General features: G+C 43.6%; 16 protein-coding genes. 13 read left to right on the top strand and 3 right to left on the bottom strand.

Annotation, left to right across the window (positions count from 1 at the left end):
- Positions 1–9 precede the first annotated feature (9 nt).
- The 6 genes from hutH (at position 10) to B151_RS0115940 (ending at position 4,862) form a co-directional block, all read left to right on the top strand.
- Positions 10–1,497, top strand: a complete 1,488-nt coding sequence (gene hutH / locus B151_RS0115965) for a histidine ammonia-lyase (RefSeq protein ID WP_020404654.1) — start codon at positions 10–12, stop codon at positions 1,495–1,497.
- A 1-nt stretch (position 1,498) separates the two neighbouring features.
- Positions 1,499–2,086 carry an adenylate/guanylate cyclase domain-containing protein gene (locus B151_RS0115960; protein WP_020404653.1) on the top strand — a complete coding sequence of 196 codons (588 nt, stop codon included), beginning with the start codon at positions 1,499–1,501 and terminating at the stop codon, positions 2,084–2,086.
- Between the two features lie 18 nt (positions 2,087–2,104).
- The gene (locus B151_RS0115955) at positions 2,105–2,413 is read left to right on the top strand and encodes a hypothetical protein (RefSeq protein WP_020404652.1); all 309 of its coding nucleotides are present in this window, start codon (positions 2,105–2,107) and stop codon (positions 2,411–2,413) included.
- 42 nt (positions 2,414–2,455) lie between these two features.
- On the top strand, positions 2,456–2,926 hold the full coding sequence (locus tag B151_RS0115950; protein ID WP_020404651.1) for a DUF456 domain-containing protein: 471 nt from the start codon (positions 2,456–2,458) through the stop codon (positions 2,924–2,926).
- Between the two features lie 90 nt (positions 2,927–3,016).
- Positions 3,017–3,484, top strand: a complete 468-nt coding sequence (locus B151_RS0115945; protein WP_020404650.1) for a hypothetical protein — start codon at positions 3,017–3,019, stop codon at positions 3,482–3,484.
- 43 nt (positions 3,485–3,527) lie between these two features.
- Positions 3,528–4,862 (top strand): M28 family metallopeptidase, encoded by a 1,335-nt coding sequence (locus B151_RS0115940; RefSeq protein ID WP_425402419.1) that lies wholly within the window; start codon positions 3,528–3,530, stop codon positions 4,860–4,862.
- A gap of 444 nt (positions 4,863–5,306) precedes the next feature.
- Here the strand turns inward: B151_RS0115940 and B151_RS0115935 are convergent, their stop codons facing one another.
- Both B151_RS0115935 and B151_RS0115930 read right to left on the bottom strand, forming a co-directional pair.
- A complete protein-coding gene (locus B151_RS0115935; RefSeq protein ID WP_020404648.1) occupies positions 5,307–5,687 on the bottom strand; it encodes an endonuclease domain-containing protein in 381 nt (126 codons plus the stop codon).
- Between the two features lie 255 nt (positions 5,688–5,942).
- On the bottom strand, positions 5,943–7,535 hold the full coding sequence (locus B151_RS0115930; RefSeq protein WP_020404647.1) for a Ppx/GppA phosphatase family protein: 1,593 nt from the start codon (positions 7,533–7,535) through the stop codon (positions 5,943–5,945).
- A gap of 194 nt (positions 7,536–7,729) precedes the next feature.
- On the opposite strand from B151_RS0115930, the gene B151_RS0115925 reads away from it, so the two are divergent.
- Positions 7,730–8,269 (top strand): REP-associated tyrosine transposase, encoded by a 540-nt coding sequence (locus B151_RS0115925; protein WP_020404646.1) that lies wholly within the window; start codon positions 7,730–7,732, stop codon positions 8,267–8,269.
- A gap of 73 nt (positions 8,270–8,342) precedes the next feature.
- Here B151_RS0115925 and B151_RS0115920 read toward each other — a convergent pair whose 3' ends face one another.
- A complete protein-coding gene (locus B151_RS0115920) occupies positions 8,343–8,585 on the bottom strand; it encodes a hypothetical protein (protein WP_020404645.1) in 243 nt (80 codons plus the stop codon).
- Positions 8,586–8,794: 209 nt separating this feature from the next.
- Here B151_RS0115920 and B151_RS0115915 point away from each other — a divergent pair, with 209 nt between their 5' ends.
- From B151_RS0115915 to B151_RS0115890, 6 genes are all read left to right on the top strand, one after another.
- A complete protein-coding gene (locus B151_RS0115915; protein ID WP_020404644.1) occupies positions 8,795–9,958 on the top strand; it encodes a hypothetical protein in 1,164 nt (387 codons plus the stop codon).
- Position 9,959: 1 nt separating this feature from the next.
- Positions 9,960–10,538 (top strand): hypothetical protein, encoded by a 579-nt coding sequence (locus B151_RS0115910; RefSeq protein ID WP_020404643.1) that lies wholly within the window; start codon positions 9,960–9,962, stop codon positions 10,536–10,538.
- A gap of 78 nt (positions 10,539–10,616) precedes the next feature.
- Complete coding sequence (locus B151_RS0115905; protein WP_020404642.1) at positions 10,617–11,816, top strand: 6-bladed beta-propeller; 1,200 nt, start codon at positions 10,617–10,619, stop codon at positions 11,814–11,816.
- A gap of 77 nt (positions 11,817–11,893) precedes the next feature.
- The gene (locus B151_RS0115900; protein WP_020404641.1) at positions 11,894–13,141 is read left to right on the top strand and encodes a 6-bladed beta-propeller; all 1,248 of its coding nucleotides are present in this window, start codon (positions 11,894–11,896) and stop codon (positions 13,139–13,141) included.
- A 124-nt stretch (positions 13,142–13,265) separates the two neighbouring features.
- On the top strand, positions 13,266–13,736 hold the full coding sequence (locus tag B151_RS0115895; protein ID WP_245550438.1) for a nuclear transport factor 2 family protein: 471 nt from the start codon (positions 13,266–13,268) through the stop codon (positions 13,734–13,736).
- Entirely contained in the window at positions 13,736–16,237 is a 2,502-nt protein-coding gene (locus B151_RS0115890) for a M14 family metallopeptidase (RefSeq protein WP_020404639.1), read from the top strand. Before B151_RS0115895 ends, B151_RS0115890 begins: the two co-directional genes overlap by 1 nt.
- The last annotated feature ends 116 nt before the right edge of the window (positions 16,238–16,353 follow it).

Genomic DNA, 16,353 nt, shown 5'->3' with positions numbered 1-16,353 from the left:
TTGGATGGAATGGTTCATATTACAATAGAAAATCTGTATTCAAATATTGAGCAATCGATATCTGAATTGAGAAAAAATCCTGCGCGTGTCCAACAATCACGGGAAGTGGTGGAGGGTGCCTTAACTAAAAATGAGGCGTTTTACGGTATCAATACCGGGTTTGGAATTCTTGCTAACAAACGGGTTGGGGCCGATCAGCTAAAACAATTGCAGCGAAATCTGATCTTATCGCATGCAGTGGGAACCGGAGATTTGATCTCCAAAGATATATCAAGGCTCATGCTTCAGCTCAAGATCCATGCCCTGGGTTTGGGGTATTCCGGCATTTCCAACGAAACTTTTGCCCGGCTTCTCTATTTTGAAGAACATGACCTTATCCCGGTCATACCCGAAAAGGGAAGTGTAGGAGCTTCGGGTGATCTGGCCCCTTTATCGCATATGTCGCTGCCGCTGTTGGGCTTTGGTTCATTCTGGGATGAAGCCGGTTCAGAAACTATTCCTGCAGATGTCGTGCTGAAGAAACACCATCTGGAACCGATCGATCTCCAGCCTAAAGATGGTTTGTCGCTCATCAATGGGACTCAATTGATGAGTTCGTACGGTGCTTATGTACTTGAAAGAAGTCTCGACCTGCTTAAGGTGGCAGACCTTTTGGGGGCTATGAGCCTGGAGGCATTACAGGGAAGCATCAAGCCTTTTGATGAGAGAATACATAAGATTCGCCCGCATACCGGCCAACAAACGGTAGCCCGGAATGTTCGTAATCTGCTGGCTGAAAGCGAGATCCTGGAATCACACCGAAATTGCGGAAAAGTTCAGGATCCATATTCATTACGATGTATTCCACAGGTTCATGGAGCGAGCCGCGATGCAATCGCGCACAGTATCCAAACCGTTGAAACCGAGATCAATTCTGTGACCGATAATCCATTGGTTTTTCCAAATGGGGATATAATTTCAGGCGGAAACTTTCACGGCCAACCGTTGGCATTGGTTCTTGATTATGCAGCCATTGCCCTGGCTGAGTTGGCTAGTATCTCAGAACGGAGAACTTATCTATTGTTGGAAGGGCATGACGGTTTACCAACTCTACTTATGGAAGAGACCGGTATCAATTCCGGGTTCATGATCCCTCAGTACACCGCTGCGGCTTTGGTATCGGAAAATAAGGTACTTTGTCATCCTGCTTCGGTCGATTCTATCCCTACCAGCCTTGGTCAGGAAGATCATGTAAGCATGGGAAGTATCGGAGCACTGAAATTGCTGAACGTGATGAAGAATGTAGAGCAGGTTTTAGCTATTGAGATGTTTACCGCAGCGCAAGCTTTGGATTTTAGAAAACCCCTGAAACCGGGACGCGGTGTAGATGAAGCACATGCCTACATACGAGAGCATATAGCCCATGCCGAAGAAGATCACTTTTTCAGGGATGAGATCAACAGGGCAGTGGAGCTTTTGGGAGATGAAAAATTAATTACGGGGTTAGATTTAAACTGATATGAACGCAAATAATCCGGAAAAGAAAGAAGGCACCGTACTGTTTTGCGATATCCGTAATTTCACTTCTTTATTTGACGAGAAGGATCCTTTTGAGGCTGTTGAATTTGCTAATACGGTTCTTGCCGTATTGGGTGAAGTGGTAGAAGAAAGCGGGGGTACCGTAGATCGTTTTACCGGGGATGGTTTTTTAGCTCATTTTGGATTTTCGGAAACGGCAGACCATCATGCTGCGTTAGCGGCAGATGCATGCATATTGATCCGAAAAAAACTCAATGAGATCAATGCGAATCGCTACTTCAAGGTTGAATCTGTGGTTTCGGTGGGAATTGGAATCAATTCAGGAGTGGCTGCTTATTGTAAACTTGAAACCAATCAGCTGAAGCAAACCACCGTGCTTGGCGACATGGTAAATACTGCTGCCCGTATAGAGGAAATGACCAAATATTTTATGGTGGATATCCTCTTTTCAGAAAGTACCTTTCAGCAGATCAATGACAATTATTTATTTCAAAAATTGCCTCTGAAATCGATACGGGGTAAAAAAGAACCGGTTCAAACCTATTGGTTTCTGCCAACTAATACTTAATACCAAACTAAATATACAATGATGCAAATTACTGTAGAAGATGGCGTTCAGGTATCCGAAGAAGCTGCAAATGAACTACGTAAACACGCAGATATGATCGAATGTCAGTGTCCAAATAAGTTGTTGGACATTCTTGAGGTAGTTAGAGACTTCACCCGTTACACCGAACATTGTATTGAGAAATACCCGGATGATCGTGACACACATAAATGGCTGAAATCATCTGCGATCAACCTCGATCAGTTGCTGTCAACTACGCTTATTCAGCTTGCGCGGATCGAAGGCTTTATCAACGAGAACAACGAGATCGTAGACCGGCAAATTTAATCCGGTATTGAAACTAAGTGAATCAACCTGCGTGTACCGAGCATGGAAACAATTATTCTCATTTTTGGTGCTTTACTGATCATTACCGGCCTGATCGGCTCTTTTTTACCGGTTATTCCGGGACTGCCTTTTAGCTATGCAGGCCTTCTCTTACTCCAATTGGTATCTGCTCCTTTTACGCTCACCTTTATGTTGATATGGGCGCTACTTACCGTAGTATTAGGTTTCGTGTTGGATAATGTGATCCCGGCATGGGCAACAAAAAAATCAGGTGGCTCTCCCTATGCTGTAACCGGGAGCGTTGTGGGACTGGTGGCAGGAATATTTTTTCCACCCATGGGATTTATTATTGGCCCTTTGGCCGGAGCTTTTTTGGGTGAAATTTTGGCCGGTAAAAAATCAGATCGTGCCTTAAAATCAGCATTGGGAGCTTTTGCCGGATTTATGGCTGCAACCGGACTCAAAGTAATCGCTGCCGGAATGATGGCCTTCTATTTCTTCACCAACATTTAAACCGTTAAAAGATTTATCGGTATTGGAATTTGGGAATTGTTTTTAGGAATTTCTGCCCACCTAAGCTACTAACCAAATTTCATCATTATTTTGGATAACCTTCCTCGTTTTATTTTTTATGCATCGGGTGTTTTTATGATCTCGGCTGCATTCACTCTTTTCTCATCTGAATTCATGGTCAAGGTCAGCGATCCCGGTTTTGTGGGAATGCTATTTTTGCTTGGATTTGGATTGGTTTATATGAACATCATTTTTGTGACCGGGCGCCGTTTTATGCGACGTTTGCAAGGCCCTAATCCCGTTCCTTATATATTTGGACTTTTGGTAGCTGCACCGCCATTGGTTTGGGTTCAGATCTATAATGCCGGATTGGGAGAGTCAAAGCTGATATTTATGTTCACGATAGTAATTGCTTGTGCACTTGGTGCTTTTTTCGGGCATCGGGCCGGCTTAAAAGCACAGGTCGCCTTTCAGGAAAGCCTGAAAGAATATCTGAACCAAGAAGACAAAACCCCTGATGAACTAAAACGATCTCACGATAATCTTAATAAAAATTGAATTTATGAAAGCATTCAAAGCTACTATTTGCTCTTTGTTATTTATGATGATGTTTACAGGAATTGCCCTGTCTCAAACACCACAAACCGAATTCCTTCGTGATATTGGAGCCGCTCCGTCCGCTGACCGTATTGAAGCAGACATCACAAAATTAGTGAGCTTCGGAACCCGTCATACGTTATCTGATACCACCTCAGACTCTGAAGGCATTGGAGCTGCCCGGCGCTGGCTGAAAGCCGAATTTGAACGTATCTCAGCTGATTGTGGCGGCTGTCTTGAAGTATTTTACGTACGGGATACCATCGAAGGAGAAAATCGAATACCTGAACCGGTGGAGATCGTAAATGTAGTTGCCATTCAGCGTGGAACGGCTGATCCGAACCGCTTTGTGGTAATGAGCGGCGATATTGATTCCCGAGTGAGCGATGTGATGGATGCTGAATCCCGCTCGCCCGGTGCCAACGATAATGCCTCTGGTGTGGCCGGCGTGTTGGAAGCAGCACGGGTCTTAAGTCAGTATGAATTTGAAGGTTCTATCATGTATGCCCAGCTTTCCGGTGAGGAACAGGGGTTGTTTGGTGGTCAAATTCTTGCTGATTACGCCAAAGAACAGGGTTGGGATATCAAAGGAGTGTTGAATAACGACATGATCGGAAATATTCAGGGTATCAATGGAGTGATCGATAATACCACGGCCCGTGTATTTTCAGAAGGAACCCGTGCCGTTGAAACTGAGCGGGAAGCACGCATTCGCCGATTTACCGGGGGTGAAGTTGATTCTCCGTCCAGAAATCTGGCTCGCTATATAGATAAAATGGCAGATCTCTATATCCGAAATTTAGATGTGATGATGATCTACCGGCTCGACCGTTTTGGCCGCGGCGGACACCATCGTCCGTTTAATGCAGTGGGATATCCGGCAGTGCGTATCATGGAAACGAATGAAGATTACGTGCGCCAGCATCAGGATCTCAGAACGGAAGATGGCGTTGAGTATGGAGATGTGCTCAGCGAAGTAGAATTTGATTTTGCAGCCAAACTGACCGGATTAAATGCAGTGACAATGGCCGCTATGAGCTGGGCTCCAAGTCCACCCGCTGAAGTGCAGATACAAGGAGCGGTTCGCCCAAGTACTACGCTAAGTTGGAAAGCCCTCAACCCGGATGAAAACCCACAACTGGCCGGCTACAAAATCTACTGGCGACTCACCGATGCCAACCAATGGCAAAAAAGCGTGTTCGTCCCAGCTGATGCTACTGAACACACTCTCGAAAACGTAGTGATCGATAACTACTACTTCGGTGTAGCCAGCGTATCCAAAGATGGCCTTGAGAGTCCCGTTGTATTTCCCGGCCCCGCCGGTAGCTTTGGTGATTAAGTTTGCATAGGGCGGACAGCTTGTCCGCCCCGATAGGATCTTTATTGCTGCATTTATGTCGGGCAAACTGTCCTGCGTATGAAATTTTTCATCTAAAAAAGAGTGTGAGTTTCATTAATTAGAACTCAGATTGAAACGAATAAGTCTTCAGATGTATAAAGAATCTCTATCTCGAATAATCTCCCCTTGAGGGGAGTACCGCTTTACTCGCTCCGATGCTCTCCGTCGGAGCGTTTTTTGTTTATGAGTGGTGGCTACATCCCACCCTCTCCTTTGTTTCCTCTCCCGGGAGAGGAAGACGTGTTGGTTAAATCTAAATCCAATTCAAATAATTTAGCCTATGAAAAGCTATCAATTTCAACCAATTTCAGCATCGAATATAACCAAAGAGCCTCCCCGCTCGGGCGGGGATTTAGGGGTGGGTGAATGTCGCTAAAGCCTTCACTACTTACTTTCGAAATGTACTTGAATCCACCGCTCAATCTCGCCCACCACCGAATCTGTATAATTCCGGGCATCGCCCTCACTGAATCGCAAAAAACTGACGCCAAACTGTTCAATCATATGCTGACGCTCCAGATCAGCCTTAATCTTAAAATCATGAGATCGTCCGTCAATTTCGATTGCCAGTTTGAGTTCTCTGCAGTAGAAATCAACAATGAAACGGTGAATAGGTTGTTGTCTCCTGAATTTATAACCTAAAACTTGCCGGCCTTTCAGCGCTTTCCAGATTTCGATCTCTCTAGGAGTGGAATGCTTTCGTAGCCAGCGGGCTTTCTGAATTAGATCTTGCCGATACGGTAGGATTGGTAATCTCTTGCTCATTTGTACCCGTTGTTTTCTTTCTAAGATGATAAAATCCGGGAGAAGGTCAAATTGTTGAGTAGAGGCAACATTCTACCCTCTCCTTTGTTTCCTCTCCCGGGAGAGGAAGACGTGGTGGTTAGTTATTGGTTAATGCAGACTTCTTCCCAGTGGATGTTTCTTCAAATCCAGCTTCAAACTGACCAAAGTAATTTCCCTTCTTGGGAGGGTAAATGTATCCAAAGAATATTCAGTTAACCTAAATCTCAATCTTTATCAAGAAGTATAAGCCGCATCCAGTATCCGCTCGATCTTCAGTTTCTTGCCGGTAACTTCCTTCAGTAACTCCGATTTCCGCTCTGCACCCCAAATTTCCAGATAAGGTTCTCCTTCCGTCCAAATGTTGATCCTGATGGATTCTTGTTCAGGATATACCTCAAGCTCCTTCACATTTTGATAGTGACTGCGATCCAAACCATCAGCCACACGCAAAATGCCGGATAACTTCTTAATGCGCTTTCGGGTTGCCGGACTTAGTTTCCAATATTCCCCGTGTCGCTTTTTCGGGGTTGATCGCCGATGATAACGAGCAACATTGGCAATGATCTCAATTTCATCTTCTTTGAATCCTTTTAGGTCGGAATGACGGATGATGTAGAGCGCATGTTTATGATGCTTGGAATGGGAAATGTAATACCCGATATCATGTAAATAAGCGGCATATTCCAATAACTCCCGGTCGTTGAAAGAGAGTTCGAGTTCATCTTCCAGCGCATCAAAAATGGTGAGTGCCATATTGGCTACGTGCCGGGAATGATTTTCGTGCCAGTCCGTTTTGCGAAGCAGCTCAAACACACTTCGCAGGCGGGGGTCGGCAAAAGCACCGGTCCACGGCAAGCCGATCATCTCTTTTTTTAGATGCCGGATCACAATTCCTTCCCGTAGAGCCTGAGATGAAATCCGGATCTTTTTAATACCAAATTTTCGGATCAGGTAGTCCACTAAGACCACTCCGGTGTTAATGAAACCCACCCGTTTGGTTTCGAGTCCCGATACCTTTTTACGCTCGTTTCGGTTCAGCTTTATGAAATTATCATAAAAATCCCGGAATTCATCCGCCGAAAATTCAAGCTCATTCAGTGTTACATCCGTAGGCTTATTCTTTCGGGCAGCGATCATCTGCGCGATATTTTCCATGGTTCCGGACGAACCGATGATGGTATCGGTGCGATGTTGTGCAAAAGCCTGGGCCACATCCCGAAGCTGTTCTTCATAATGCTTTTCCAGTGTTTCAATATCTTTTTTGGTGATGGGATCGGAGGGTTTGAACACCTCCGTCATGCGCGAAACTCCAATTTTCTTACTGGCCAGGAAAAAAAACTTCTGATCGTTTCCCAATATGAATTCTACACTTCCACCACCAATATCTGCTACCAATACGGGTTTTTCGGTAAGCTTGACGCCATGCCGAACCGCTAATCCGATCAACTCCGCTTCCACTTTCCCGGGAATCGCTAACATCTTGATGCCAACTTCATCAATGCTTCGTTGAATGAATTCCCCGCCGTTCTCTGCCTCACGAATAGCACTGGTAGCGTAGGCGAGAATTTCTTCACACTCATAACTATCTGCCAGTCGTTTGATGTTTTTAAGAGCTGAAAGTCCGCGTTTGAAAGCGCCATCCGTAAGACGTTTGCCCATTCCGCCTTTGGCAAGTTCTACCATCTCCTTCAGTTTATCGAGCGTGCGGAAGCTGCCGTCGGAATAGATATCGACGATAATGGCGTGAAAAGAGTTGGTGCCAATGTCGATAGCAGCAATACGTTTGATAGGGGCTACTTGGTTGGTGCTGTTGCTGCTGATGATCAAAGTGAGGACCGGGTTTTGTTGAAATCTGTTAATAGCATAACCAAAAGTACGGAGTTTTTCAGTAACAGATGTAATTCCCCCATTTATCCATTTCTCGTTGAGCAGCTCAGCTGCTCAATGCGCGCAAGAGGCTCCGCCTCAAAAAAGATTGTAAGGAATGGTTTTGAGATCACTCTAACTAACTAAAAAAAGTCATGGGCAAAACAAGGTACAAATTCAAAGAAGAGTATTATCCTTATTTAATAACCAGTAGTATTGTAAAAGGGATATCGTTATTTGCTTATCAAGATATTAGCGAGATTATAATTGAATCTGTTAAGTATCTTCAAAACAAAGAAACTGTAAAAGTTTACGCATATGTGATCATGCATAATCACCTTCACATGATTGTAGAAGGGAAAGGGTTGCCTCATAAAATGGGAAAGTTCAAGTCATTTACAGCAAGGTGTATTATTGATTACCTGAAGCTACATCAACGAAATTATTTTCTGTCTCAATTAAAAGCTTATAAACATTCGAATCATAAAGATAGCGAGTATCAGGTTTGGCAAGCAGGGGTACACCCGAAACTAATTTCGAATGCGAAAATGATGAATCAGAAGATTCAGTACGTGCATTATAATCCAGTGAAAGCGGGCTTTGTGGAGTGTGCTGAACATTGGAAGTATTCGTCTGCACGGAATTATGCAGGTGAGGGAAATTGGGTACTTCCTGTTACGTTATTTTCGGGATGATTGGAGGCGGAGCCTCCGGGTTGCGTTGAGCAGCGGAGCTACTCAACGAGATACCAGAGCTACTCAATGAGGTTTAGTTGGAATGAGTAAATGTAGAAATAATTCGGTCTTTGGTAATCATAATTTTTACCGTCCCTTTCTTTTGATGGTGAGAGAACCCTGCATTTAATGGCATAAAAGTCTCTTCATTGGTCTCCAGGATGATTCCGGTATTGCCCCTCATTTTATCGAGATGAATACTTTGTGTTTGTTTCGGCTTCAGGTTTTCGATCAGGTAAGTTTCGTCTTTTATATGAATGAATAAACTGTCGATCATTTCCTCATCCTGATTAAAGACGAAGAAATTGTCCTCCTTTGGGGAACAAGTTGTGAAAAGAGGGAGCAGGAGCAACAGAAGTAATGTTTTCCAATTCATAGCTAAAAAGTGCAGCCACTATAATTAATGAGTTCCTGAAATCTACTACTAAAATTGTAGTTTTGGTAAATGTTTTTATCTTTCAGAAAATCAATGTGATATAGCTTTCTATGGTGAGATTCTATAAGAGTGTGTTTTTCGGGATGATGTTTTTGGCCTTTTCTATGGGATGCACCTCAGAAAAAAACGACAAAGTCGATCAAACAACCATCAAGACAACAGAGCTCAGTATATATGAGAATTATGTGGACAGTGAAAAAATCTTGTTGGGGATGCCGGTCCGGCTAAAGTATGACGATCAGGCCCAACATTTGTTTATTCAGGATCTGCCTAAATGGGGAATTACGGAAATTGATGACAGCAGTAACGTGATTCATCAGTATGGTCGACGAGGGCGTGGACCGGGGGAGATACAGATGTTGAACGATTTCTTTTTCAACGACGAACACCTCTTTATTGTAGATGGCGGTCAGTATTTTGTTCATAAATACAGTCGTGAGGATGGCGAGCATATTTCTTCTTTAGATTATGCAGAGCTAAGAACAAAGCGGAAAACCATTCCTGACAACCCGCCACCGCCACCTATGCCGCTCAATGACAATAACAATCAGCTGTTTGTGACTTTGGACGAGACCGTACTGATCCCGTCTCATTTTGGTGAAGAATATTTGTACAAAGCCGTAAACTGGGAGGGCGACAAGATCGCGGATATTGCCAAAATGCCTGAACAGTGCTCCATCAATGAAGATGAGGAAGTATCAAGAGAAGCCCTCAAAAACAAAGAAGTCCCGGCAAAAGATCAGTGCCAGACTTTTCCGGTGAATGACCCTGCCAACCCGGATGAGATTTTCATCATCTACAGTGCCATCCCAAAAATTGAGAAATATACACTAACCGGAGAGAAACTTTGGGAGAAGCAGATCCCGGAAACTCCTGAAGTGGACTCTTTGGCGATTGATCTCAGCAATGTCGCTGAAGAGCATCCAGACCGACGATTAAGTGCGATGAAGGTTCGAAAATATGTAACTGGAAGGAGTAATAAAGACGGAGAGCTTTTTCTAATGACCTACACCAACCTGGTAACAAGATTCGCTCCACGCCGACCGCTATGGATCCATAAATTTGATACAGAAGGAGAGCTGACAGAACGAATAAAGGTGGCCTCTGAAGAAGATCTGAATCCGTATGTGGGAATGGATTTTGAGGGGGAGCGGATGATGGTGAATCTGTTTATGGAAGTTGGGGTGCGGGAGTATAGTTTCAAAAATCGTTAGCATGAGACCTTTACAATCTATATTGATTTTCTTGCTGATCTACAGCTGTACAAAAGCCGAGCAACAGCCCTCTCAAAAGGAGGGTAATATCCAGAAAGCAGAAATGGTAGATGTCCGAATCTACCCAGATGGAAAGATCATCCTCAATGGAGAGCAAACGAATTTTTCAGCATTAGACGGACGGGTAGAGTCCATGAATATCGGCGATGAAACCCGGGCTCGGTTTGTATTTGTGACGGGAGAGCAAACGCCGCTGGTGTATAAAACCACTCGACTTATTCATCAAAAAGGAGCAACGCGAATTAAGAAGATCATTCTGGAAGAAGAGGAGTTTTGGGAGTATATCAACAGCACGATTCACATCGATGTATTACGTTCGGGAAAGATTCTGTTTCAGGGAAAAGAATTATTCGTACAAGACCTGCCATTGGCTTTGGATCGATACTCAAACAAAGAGATGCGGTTTGTCATCACCAAGATGAATGATTTTGAAGCAGAAACGTATCAAAAAGCGATTGCTAATCTCGATTCTTTGGGTTTTGGTGCCGTGATCACTAAGGGGCTTTCAGACTATGAGTAGGGGAATGATAGACTAAATTGGAATAGCAGAACTAATGTAGTAGTATAAAATAGATAGTCATCTAAAATCATACATATCATGCGTTTAAATTTATGGATTATTTGGGGATTAGTGATAGTCATTGCGAGTTGCTCAGGTTCGGAGGATCGGGCATCACTGAATAATGAAGAAACAGCACAACAAGACGTTCCGGCTCACCTGCAAGACATAGAAAACCTAAAAGTACTTGCTGATCTGAACCCGGAGCAAGAAATAACCTTCACTAAATTTCAAAACTACGGCGAGATCTATCCAAAGCTTTTAGCTCCTCAATTTGGATTTGGTCGTGAGGTAGCCGTGGATGCTAATGGGTTGGTGTATCGGGCAGACAAAGCAGAACGAACGATCCTGGTATTTGATGAGGATGGGAAATTGGTAAAAAAATTAGGGCGGGATGGTCGTGGACCGGGAGAATTTCAATCCATCGTAGCACTGGATGTATTTGAAGATCATCTTGTTGCGTATGATTCCAATTTAGGTCGCATTTCTACCTTCAGCACCACAAACCATGAGCTGGAAGAAATATTGACAATTGATTTTAAGCAATGGGATAATAAAGTAAAAGCGAGTTTTAAAAGACCTCAAACGGTCAAAGTGATTGATCCTGAGATGTATCTGATATCAACAATTAAAGAAAAAAAGGATGAAAACTATGTTCAGTCTTATTACCAGATGAATGATAAAGGAGAAATTGTGTCGGGAGAGATCGTAGAAACAGAGAATTTGGAAAGTCATATAGGAAGTACCAGTCAAGGACACCGGGCAGGCATAAAACTGACCTTTTCAACTAATGGTCAAATAGAACTTTCAGAATCGGGACAAGTTTATCATATCAATACCGGTGAGTTTTTGGTCAGCCAGTATGATACGCAGGGCAAACTCCTTCAAGCTATTTATTATCCCTTTGAAAAAACATCTTTAGATGAGGACGCTTTTGTAGAGGAGCAACACCCAAATATGCAGTCAGTATATGATAATGTTGACTTTCCCGAAACTTGGCCGGCCTTAGAGTCCCTTCTCATTGATGATGAAAATAACATATGGGTTTCTACTATTGTAGACGATCAAAGCGTACGACAATGGTATATTTTGGATGAATCGGGTACGGTAAAAGCCACGTTTGAATGGCCCAGCGAAAGTGAGATCACCATTGTACGAAATGGAAAAATGTATGCTGAGGAGAAAGACCCTGAGACGGAAGCGAAGTTGATTGAGGGGTATGAGATTGAGTATGAATGACTATTTTAGTACTATTAATGTAGTATTTTGTTTTTTCTCGATTAATTAACAATACTTCCATTACAAAATTCTCTAGAATGAAAGACCGTCTGCATAATTTACGTTCACTAATCCTAATACTGATTTTAATATCAACAGGGTGTGATTCACAAACCAGTGAAAAAAAATTGCCTCTTCATGTTCAAGAGCTGGAGAATTTACAGATTTTTACTCCAAACCAAGGTTTGAAACCAAACATTGAACTTACCCGACAATCAATCTACAAAGGTGGCGATAAACTGATAATAGGTTCATTATTAAATTTTGAAGTGGATAATAATGGTAATGTGTATTTAGCAGACTGGGAGCAAAAGCAGATACATGTTTTCAATGGAGAGGGAGATTATCTAAAAAGTTTGGGCAATGAGGGAGTTGGACCCGGGGAGTTTCAAACCTTTAGTGAGATGAATATTTCAGGGGATTCATTGCATGTGTTCGACAGAATGCAATTCAAGATCAACACTTTTGAGTTGAATGAAATTACATTTGCGAATACAACTACTATACGGCAATATCCAAAGAATAGTGAGGAGCATAAGGAAGTCATGGGTTGGATTCCCATGTATGTAACTCCAAGATATGATGGCACATCATTGGTAGGGTTTCTAAAACATCCGAGAGACTCCCGCATTAACAGAGACACCTACAACATCGGAGAAGTAAGAAAGGTGAAATACTACTTCATGGATTATAAGAGAAATATCATTTCTGATAAACTATTCGAATTGAGGGATCATGAGGATCTTGCTGTTACGGTAAAAGGTAAACATTATACTAGCATGCGATCACAACCATACTTAGGTAAGTCACTTGTCACAGACCCCTCTAGAAATAAGTTTATTACTAATTGGACTGAAGACTTTTTACTCAAAATTTATAACAAAGAGGGAAACTATGAACGAGCTATTTACTATCCAGTATATAAAAGGAGGGCACTCAAAAGAGAGGATTTACTAACATATCTTGAGGAAGAGGATTGGAACCGTCCTGTAGTAGAACATGCAGAGTTACCAGAGAAGTGGCCAATCATTTATTCTGTCAATATTGATGAAAACGGATGTATTTGGGTGTTGACCATTAACGATGGAGATAGAATGTTACAGTGGTTGGTACTAAATGAGAATGGTAAAATAATTGGTAAGGCTAATTTGCCTGAAGAATTATCTTTGGAGTGGTTAATGGAGAAGCCCAAAATTGCAATCAAAAATGGAAGCCTTTATACCAATGAAATAGATCCCAAAAACGGAGCTGATCGTTTAGTCAGATATATTTCAGATATATTATAGAGTTTAGGTGAACCTCGTGCAAAATTTCCCCTTGCCCAAACCTCATGTAATAGCTACCATTGGCTAACTTTGAAACCAATGACTTGCAATGAGATATTTACTGCAACTACTTCTACTTTCAGGCTTGCTCCTCGGCGCCTGCCAACCTCAAGAAACAAAATCCCCAGCCAAACCAGACGCCGTCAATGCCGTACTCGATGACTGGCATGCTGCGGCAGCAGAAGGTGATTTCGAACGCTACTTCAATCATTTCGAAAACGATTCTTCTATTTTTATGGGAACGGATGCTACCGAGCGCTGGACGATCGCAGAATTTAAGCCTTGGTCTGAGCCGTATTTTAAAGATGACGGCGTAGCATGGACGTTCTCTCCAACCTTTCGAAAAGTCTATTTTTCTGACAATGGTCAAATCGCATGGTTTGATGAAGAGCTGGATACCCCTAACTTAGGGCCCAGTCGTGGTAGCGGCGTGTTGGTGAAGCAAGGGGAAGAGTGGAAGATCGCTCACTATAATCTTGCCATTCCCATTCCGAATTCCATAGTCGATGATGTGGTCAAACAAATTGAAACCGAACTGAATAATCCATCCGAATAATGAAGAGATCATTTGTACTTACGTTTTTAGCAGCCTTTTTATGGACGGCCTCAAGCTGGGCTCAACTTCAATCCCCGGCCGAATTCTTGGGCTACGAACTGGGCGATCAGTGGACTCCTCACTATAAAGTGTTGAACTATTTCCAGCATGTGGCAGAAGAATCTCCATTGGTGACGCTTTCTGAATATGGAAAAACCAATGAAGGTCGTGAGTTGGTGTATGCGGTGATCTCATCCGAAGGAAATCAGCAAAACATCGAGGAGATTCGACTTAATAACCTGCGTTTGGCAGGACTCGAATCCGGTTCTCCCACCGAAAACCAAAAAGCCATTGTGTGGCTGAGTTATAATGTACACGGTAATGAAACTTCTTCCAGTGAAGCAGCGATGAGTACGGTGTACAAATTACTAACCGAGAAATCCGAATGGCTGGAAAATACCGTTGTGGTGATGGACCCGATGGTCAATCCCGATGGACGAGATCGCTATGTGAACTGGTACCGAAGTGTGGTGGGCGAAGAGCGAAATGTGAACCTGGATACACGCGAGCACAACGAGCCGTGGCCGGGTGGACGTACCAATCACTATTACTTTGATCTGAACCGGGATTGGGCGTGGCAAACGCAGGTGGAAAGTCAGCAGCGCATTCGGGTGTATAACGAATGGATGCCGCACGTACACGTCGATTTCCACGAGCAGGGCATCAATTCTCCGTACTATTTTGCTCCAGCCGCCGAACCCTTTCATTTGGCGATCACCGACTGGCAGCGAGAGCTTCAGACCATGATCGGGAAAAACCACGCGGAATATTTTGATCAGGAGAACTGGCTCTATTTCACCAAAGAAGTTTTTGACCTCTTTTACCCAAGTTATGGTGATACCTGGCCAACCTTCAATGGCGCGATCGGGATGACTTACGAGCAGGCAGGACACAGTACATCTGGATTAGGGGTAATCACGGCAGAAGGCGATACGTTAACCTTGCTCGACCGACTTACCCATCACACCACCAGTGGATTATCGACGGTAGAAGTAGCGGCTCAAAATTCAGAGCGCGTGATCAATGAGTTTTCAAACTATTTCAACAATGCGATCGAAAATGGATCGGGCGAGTACAAGACGTTTATTGTGAAGAAGAGCAGTAATCCCGATAAGGTGTCTCGGCTGTTGCGGTATTTGGTGAATCAGGAGATCGAATTTGGTCAGGCTTCCGGTTCAACCCGTGCCAATGGATACGATTATAGCACCGGCGAAACCGGTCGTGTGAATGTGGAAGAAGGCGATTATGTGATCAGCACCTATCAGCCTAAGGGAACATTGGTGCGGGTTTTGTTTGAACCGAAACCGGAACTGGCCGATTCGCTGACCTACGACATCACCGCTTGGGAAATGCATTATGCTTATGGCGTGGATGGATATGCGATCAACGGACAGGTGAATACGGAGCCGATCTCCATGGAAGTGCAGGATGAATTAACGCCGACGGTTCAGAAACCGTATGCCTATCTCGCGAAATGGAATTCACTGGAAGATCTGCGTTATTTAGCGCGTCTGCTGGATGAAGGCGTAGCGGTACGGTATGCTGAAGAATCCTTTTCTGTAAATGGGAAAAACTACGCGCCCGGTACGTTAATCATCACCCGAAATGGAAATGAAAAACTGGGAGCGAAATTCGACCAGATCGTAAAAGATGAAGCCGGTTTGTTAAACCGAATTGTAACTCCGGTGGCTACCGGTTTTGTAGATTCCGGTAAGGACTTTGGCTCTTCATCGGTGCGATATCTGACGGCTCCAAAAGTAGCGCTGCTTTCCGGCGATGGAACCAACTCCAACATGGTAGGACACATCTGGAACTACTTTGACCAACAGATCAACTACCCGCTGAACATGATCAATGTGGATGATGTCCGTTCGGTAAATTGGGATGATTATGATGTACTCATTCTTCCTGAAATGTATGGCAGTGCTGTGAGTGATAGCGAGTTAGATGACATCAAAGAGTGGGTCCAAAACGGCGGAAAACTGATTGCCGTCGGTGGTGCGAATGGCTTGTTGGTGGACAAAGAGGGCTTTGCGTTGAAACGGAAATCCAGCGATGAAGAAGTTGGGGAAGAAGAACCTGAAGACAAATTGAAAACGTACGGAAATGCCTCACGCGAAAGAACTTCAAGCTTCAATCCCGGCAGTATTTTTGAGGTGTCGCTGGATAACACGCATCCCCTCGCTTTTGGTTATGGAAATACGTACCTGTCGCTTAAGACAGGAGCTTCTGCTTACGAATACCTGGATAACGGCTGGAATGTAGGAGCCGCAAAACCCGGTGCACATCGAAGTGGTTTTATCGGACATGAAGCCAAAAAAGATCTCGAGCATAGCTTAGTGTTCGGCGTTCAAAATATGGGTCGTGGCAGTGTGGTTTACATGGTCGACAATCCATTTTTCCGTGGATTCTGGCATAATGGAAAACTGATGATTGGGAATGCAGTATTTATGGTACAGTAGTGTTTCAGTGTTACGGTGTTATAGTGCTTCGTAAACTATAACACCGTAACACCTTCTCACTTTAACACTATATAGATATTGTTATCTTCGGTTCACTCACTCATTAAAAATCGAAG

This window comes from Gracilimonas tropica DSM 19535 (assembly GCF_000375425.1).
GTDB lineage: Bacteria > Bacteroidota > Rhodothermia > Balneolales > Balneolaceae > Gracilimonas > Gracilimonas tropica.
This window is presented reverse-complemented; position numbering and strand designations above follow the sequence as displayed.

Excerpts from the sequence above, each read along its gene's own strand:
- hutH (WP_020404654.1), top strand. The coding sequence starts at position 10 with ATGGTTCATATTACAATAGAAAATCTGTATTCAAATATTGAGCAATCG.
- B151_RS0115960 (WP_020404653.1), top strand. The coding sequence starts at position 1,499 with ATGAACGCAAATAATCCGGAAAAGAAAGAAGGCACCGTACTGTTTTGC.
- B151_RS0115955 (WP_020404652.1), top strand. The coding sequence starts at position 2,105 with ATGATGCAAATTACTGTAGAAGATGGCGTTCAGGTATCCGAAGAAGCT.
- B151_RS0115950 (WP_020404651.1), top strand. The coding sequence starts at position 2,456 with ATGGAAACAATTATTCTCATTTTTGGTGCTTTACTGATCATTACCGGC.
- B151_RS0115940 (WP_425402419.1), top strand. The coding sequence starts at position 3,528 with ATGATGATGTTTACAGGAATTGCCCTGTCTCAAACACCACAAACCGAA.
- B151_RS0115935 (WP_020404648.1), bottom strand. The coding sequence starts at position 5,687 with ATGAGCAAGAGATTACCAATCCTACCGTATCGGCAAGATCTAATTCAG.
- B151_RS0115925 (WP_020404646.1), top strand. The coding sequence starts at position 7,730 with ATGGGCAAAACAAGGTACAAATTCAAAGAAGAGTATTATCCTTATTTA.
- B151_RS0115920 (WP_020404645.1), bottom strand. The coding sequence starts at position 8,585 with ATGATCGACAGTTTATTCATTCATATAAAAGACGAAACTTACCTGATC.
- B151_RS0115915 (WP_020404644.1), top strand. The coding sequence starts at position 8,795 with ATGGTGAGATTCTATAAGAGTGTGTTTTTCGGGATGATGTTTTTGGCC.
- B151_RS0115910 (WP_020404643.1), top strand. The coding sequence starts at position 9,960 with ATGAGACCTTTACAATCTATATTGATTTTCTTGCTGATCTACAGCTGT.
- B151_RS0115905 (WP_020404642.1), top strand. The coding sequence starts at position 10,617 with ATGCGTTTAAATTTATGGATTATTTGGGGATTAGTGATAGTCATTGCG.
- B151_RS0115900 (WP_020404641.1), top strand. The coding sequence starts at position 11,894 with ATGAAAGACCGTCTGCATAATTTACGTTCACTAATCCTAATACTGATT.
- B151_RS0115890 (WP_020404639.1), top strand. The coding sequence starts at position 13,736 with ATGAAGAGATCATTTGTACTTACGTTTTTAGCAGCCTTTTTATGGACG.